This window comes from Polaromonas sp., assembly GCF_018780625.1.
Lineage (GTDB): Bacteria > Pseudomonadota > Gammaproteobacteria > Burkholderiales > Burkholderiaceae_C > Polaromonas.
The window spans coordinates 1-5,198 of the sequence record NZ_JADMJK010000110.1; the positions used below are offsets into that span (position 1 = coordinate 1).

The following is a 5,198-nucleotide window of genomic DNA, read 5'->3' on the forward strand; positions in this document are numbered from 1 at the left end:
GCAACCTGGCGGCGGCCTATGGCATCGCCGTGACCACCGACATGCTGATCACCACCGTACTGACCTTTTACGTGATTCGCTACGGCTGGAAGTATCCCCTTGCGCTGTGCATTGCGGCCACCAGCGTGTTTTTTGCCGTCGATTTCGCGTTTTTTGCGTCCAACCTGATGAAGCTGTTCGCCGGCGGCTGGTTCCCGCTGGTGATTGGCGGCATCGTCTTCACGCTGATGATCACCTGGAAGGAAGGCCGCCGCATCCTGAACGAAAAGCTGCGCGCCGACGCGATTGACCTGCCGAGTTTCCTGGACGCCGTGTTTATCAATCCGCCCTTGCGGGTTGAAGGCACCGCTGTCTTCCTGACCGCCGAGCCGGGCATCGTGCCCAATGCCATGCTGCACAACCTCAAGCACAACAAGGTGCTGCATCAGCAAAACCTGTTTGTCACGGTGCGCAACCACGAGGTGCCCTGGATCGGCATGGACAAGCGGCTGGAAGTGGAGTCGCTGGGCCATGACTGCTGGCAGGTCACGGTCAACTACGGGTTCAAGAACGACCTGGACCTGCCCAAGGCGCTGCAGCAGATCAAGAACCGCGGCTGCCAGCTCGAGCCGATGACGACGAGTTACTTCCTGTCGCGCGACACGGTGATTCCAACCATTGGCACCGGCATGTCGCAGTGGCGTGAAAAGCTGTTTGCGCAGATGCACCACAACGCCAGTGGCGCGGCAGACTTCCTGAACCTGCCCAACAACTCGGTGGTGGAACTGGGCAGCAAGATCGAGATTTGAGTTGGATTTTCGTGGTGGCTGGCTGGCTGGCTGGTAGGCACGGGGGCAATAGTCAGCTGGCAGGGCAGCCACACCGAAAACCCTCGCTGCGCTGCTACCAGACGAGCCACACCACATTGTCCGGTTTTTCCCGGCTCTGCACCGACCGGTGCTGGCTTTGCAGGTCCTGGGTCAGGACGCGCAAGGGCATCCTGAAATCCTTGCCTGTCCTGGCGAGCGTGATCATGCCGCCGGGGTGAAGCAGTCGCTCCGTTGCCACCATGCCAATCCATAGCGGGCGCGCTGGCAGTGCCGGGTCCGGTCTGACCTCCCGGCCCGATGGCCAGAGCCGAAGCACCAGGCGCTCATCGGGATGGATCATCTTGATAACGGTAATCCTGGGTGCTTCGCCTTGATCAAATTTGGGCAACACCGGGAGTTGCTGGATCTGCGCAGTGGGCAGCAGCCAGAGCAACGAGGACTTCAGGGTCCAGGTTTCGGGCGTTTGCCATCCGGAGGCCCGCAGCGACTCAGCCATCTGTCCTGCCGTCCCCGCCCACTGAAGCGCAAAAGGCTCCTCCATCTCCCCGCCCAGCTCGGCGCGCGATGCGGGCAGTTGGCGCCATCCGGCGCCCGTCCAGTCCTCAAGGGGTAGGGTTTCCAGTGCTGGGTGGAATGCATAGCGTTCGACATCGGCCCGGTAGCGATCTCCGGCATAAAAGCCGGCCGTCAGCCCCAGCGCAGCCAGGGCCACCAGTAAAAGCGGCCACGGTCTCACCCGCTCATGGGTCGCATGATGAAGGTAGGCAATGCTGAGCAACGCCACCCAGGCCAAGCCCAGGCTCATGCCTGCCAACACGTCAGAAAACCAATGCACGCCCAGGTAAAGACGTGAAAATGCGATCAAGGTGATGCTGGCAGCAGCCAGCAGCGTGATCGCAATTTTTCCCCGGTCCGATTTTCCGTGCGCGAACAGGAATGCCAGAAAACCGAAGGCTACGATGCTTGACGTGGCGTGCCCGCTCGGAAATGAAAACTGCGCCAGGCCCGTGTAAATATTGTGGGGCCGCGCACGTCCCAGCGTGTATTTCAGCAGCACCACAAGAATCTCGGCAATACCGTTTGCCGCGAGCCAGTAGCCAAGCGTTCGCCACCGTCGTCCGATGGCAAAGAACAGCGACACGCCTGAAATGAGAAAAGCAGCGCCCACCGCGCCCCCCGCCTCGGTCACTGCCACCATGAGGTGGTCGCCCCATGCCGTGCGCAGCTCCTGCAGTGCCAGGTAAATCATTTGATCGACCTGGATCAGGGGATCGTTCGACGTGACGTCTTCCACAATGCCCAGAAACAGCCAGGCGCCGCCAATCAGGAGCAGCGCTGCCGTCAGCAAGGCGGGGGACTCCGCCCTGGCGGGATCCAGCAGTGACAGGACGACGGATGCGAAGGGACCCGGTTTCTGGTGCGCATGCGCCACAGCGCGGTGCCGAAGCGACTGCAAGCGGGGCCAGCCCCGGTGATACGCGATCTGGACCAGCCTGCTGGTGGCCCATAAAAACGCCGCGAGGATGAGCAGCATCACGACCAGTCTGGCGCTCACGGCGCCGGCCAGCGCCAGCGAGGCGCCAAAAAGCAGGCCTGGCAGGAGGTGGGCGGCCGCCCACGCCAGCGCCGACAACAGGTTCATGGCATAAAACTGTCTGGCCGGCATGCCCGCCATGCCCGCCACCACAGGAACGATGGCCCGCACCGGTCCAAGGAAGCGAGCGAGAAACACGCTCTTGCCACCGTTTTTCTCAAAATAAAGCTGACCCCGTTCAAACAATGCGGGGAATTTTTTCATCGGCCAAGCGGTGCGAATGCGGTCCTGGAAATGATGTCCAAGCCAATAACTGATGCCGTCACCCATGATGGCGCCGGATACAGCCATCGCTGCGCTCCACCAGGGGTTGAGTTCGCCGAGTCCGATCAGCATCCCTGCGGCGAAAACGATGGTGCTGCCTGGAACAACCGTGCCAATCACGGCCAAGGCCTCCAGCAGCGACGCCGCAAAGATGGCGCCCAGCGCCAGTTGCGGGTGTGCTGAAAAGTAAGCGATCAGCGCGTGTAAATGCGACTCCATCAGAAAATTTGCCCCGTGATCAATGCGAATTAAAGTTGCATCTTGGCAGCTTTGTCATGCGCACCTCAGCGGCCGCCGGCGCGGTCGCGCTGTTTGTACAACAATACGGGCCAGTACGCCACGCGCCCTTGCCGCATTCGGCGCCATCCAACCGGACCCCATCCCCAACACGCCATGAATATTCTCTTTATTGCCGATCCCCTTGCGTCCTTCCAGATCTACAAGGACACCACCTTTGCCATGATGCGCGAGGCGCAACAGCGCGGCCACCGCATCAGCGCCTGCGAGCCGCAGGACCTGATGTGGCAGCGCGGCGCGGCCGTGACGGCCCATGTGCGCGACATCACGCTGACGGGCGATGCGGTGAAGTGGTTTGAAGAAAACGGCGCGCGCGCCGTGGCCCTGAAGGACTTTGACGCGGTGCTGATGCGCAAGGACCCGCCGTTTGACAGCGAGTATTTCTATGCCACCCACCTGCTTGAGCAGGCCGAGCGCGAGGGCGCGAAGGTGTTCAACAAGCCGCGTGCGCTGCGCGACCACCCTGAAAAGCTCGCCATCATGGAGTTTCCGCAGTTCATCGGCCCCACCCTGGTGACGCGCGATGCCGAGGACATCAAGCGCTTTCATGCCGAGCACCAGGACATCATCTTGAAGCCGCTTGACGGCATGGGCGGCATGGGCATTTTTCGCGTCGGCCCCGACGGGCTGAACCTGGGGTCTATCACCGAGACGCTGAACCGCCATGGCGCCCTGAGCCTGATGGTGCAAAAATTCCTGCCCGAAATCGTGGACGGCGACAAGCGGGTGCTCATCATCGGCGGCAAGCCGGTGCCTTACTGCCTGGCACGCATTCCGCAGGGCAGCGAAGTGCGCGGTAATCTGGCCGCTGGCGGCAAGGGCGTGGCCCGGCCGCTCTCGGCGCGTGACCGTGAAATCGGCGAGGCGCTCGGCCCCATCCTGTTCAGCCGCGGCCTGCTGCTGGCCGGCGTCGATGTGATTGGCGACTGCGTGACCGAAATCAACGTCACCAGCCCGACCTGCTTTCAGGAAATCTTTGACCAGACCGGGTTTGACGTGGCGGCCATGTTCATCGACGCGCTGGAGCAGGCGGTGCGCGCTGGTTGATGGCTACGTCAAAGCCAGGCGCGTGGGGCGCATTGCAGCCCTCACGCGCTTTGCCTGGATACCCGCCTGAACGGCTTAAAAAGTAGGCGGCCAGTAGCAAACGGTCTGTTGTCCTGCACTGGAGTCAGAGACCGAAGGCGAAAAGCCGCGCGCACGGCTGGACTGAAACGCGGACTCGGCTGCCGTGGTGTTGGTGCAGCTGCTGACGTAATCCAGCGTTCCAATCCAGAACTTGCGCCCGCCCGGCGCCAGGTTCATGCCGGACCAGCTCACCAGTTCGGCTTCGGCGCCCGCGTCGTAGGTGGGCTTGTAAACCTCCTCATGCGCGATACCGTCGAGCAGGCTGGGGAAGGCCACCGTGCCGGATGCGCCGGTTGCCTGGCCGAGGCGGGTCTTGTTGCTGGTCGCGTTCTGCATCACAAACAGCATCGACGGGTATTTGTCCCGCAGTTTGGCAATCAGGTTCAGGCCGCCCTGGCTGCATTGGGCGTCACACGGGCCGTTGGTGGTGTTGGTGCCGTGCTCGACAATTTCCATGTTGTCGAAGTAAAAACCGTCCACACCCTGCGCGACGAGCCGGGGCACGATGTAGTTGATGACCAGGTTTTGATAGTCCGCATTGCCGACGTTCATCCAGACTTCATTGCTGTAGCCTGAATAGGCGCCCAGTTGAGCCGCCTTGTTGGCCGAGCAGGAGAGGAATCCGGTGGGAACCGTTGACCAGTAGCCACGGAAGTTTTCGCAGGAACCCAGATTGAGGTAGCTCAAGACTTTGTTGGCGCCGCTGTTTTTCAGCGTTGTGATCTGGCTGGCGGTGAAGTTGCCCATGTCCGGGTCTGCGTCAATGTCCATGATGCGGAACGTCGCTGCCAGTTTGGGCAGGTCGATGGTGTTCGCTGTTCCATAGAAGGAAGCCCACGGACCGGCATTGGGGAAGCCCCGGCTGGCCGCCGTGGTTGCGGTGGTGGTAGTGGTAGTGGTGGTGGTCGTTGGCGCAGTCGTCGTAGTCGTCGTCGTTTGGTTCTGGCGTTTCGACGTCTTGGTGGGTGACGAGTCTGTCGTGGTGGAGGTGTCGCCGATGATGGTCAGCGTGCGGCCCTGGGCGGTGAAGGCACCTGCCAGCGCAACGAGTACGGCGGCATGGCGCAGGGTGGTGGCAAGGCGGCTGCGTATGGAACGGCCATGAA

4 protein-coding genes are annotated in these 5,198 nt (G+C 61.9%); 2 read left to right on the forward strand and 2 right to left on the reverse strand.

Annotated features, from left to right (window positions below):
• On the forward strand, window positions 1–788 hold a 788-nt coding region (locus IV091_RS09725; protein ID WP_293468122.1), incomplete at its 5' end, for a KUP/HAK/KT family potassium transporter.
• A 94-nt stretch (window positions 789–882) separates the two neighbouring features.
• On the opposite strand, the gene IV091_RS09730 is transcribed toward IV091_RS09725, so the two are convergent.
• The gene (locus tag IV091_RS09730; protein WP_293468124.1) at window positions 883–2,886 is read right to left on the reverse strand and encodes a bifunctional DedA family/phosphatase PAP2 family protein; all 2,004 of its coding nucleotides are present in this window, start codon (window positions 2,884–2,886) and stop codon (window positions 883–885) included.
• 174 nt (window positions 2,887–3,060) lie between these two features.
• Here IV091_RS09730 and gshB point away from each other — a divergent pair, with 174 nt between their 5' ends.
• Window positions 3,061–4,011, forward strand: coding sequence for a glutathione synthase (gshB, locus tag IV091_RS09735; protein WP_293468126.1), 951 nt, complete (start codon window positions 3,061–3,063; stop codon window positions 4,009–4,011).
• A 75-nt stretch (window positions 4,012–4,086) separates the two neighbouring features.
• Here the strand turns inward: gshB and IV091_RS09740 are convergent.
• Window positions 4,087–5,198, reverse strand: a 1,112-nt coding sequence (locus tag IV091_RS09740) for an endo alpha-1,4 polygalactosaminidase (protein WP_366806992.1), incomplete at its 5' end; no start/stop codon positions are given.

Bases quoted from the DNA above. Each gene is read 5' to 3' on its own strand.
- IV091_RS09730 (WP_293468124.1), bottom strand. From the start codon at position 2,886: ATGGAGTCGCATTTACACGCGCTGATCGCTTACTTTTCAGCACACCCG.
- gshB (WP_293468126.1), top strand. From the start codon at position 3,061: ATGAATATTCTCTTTATTGCCGATCCCCTTGCGTCCTTCCAGATCTAC.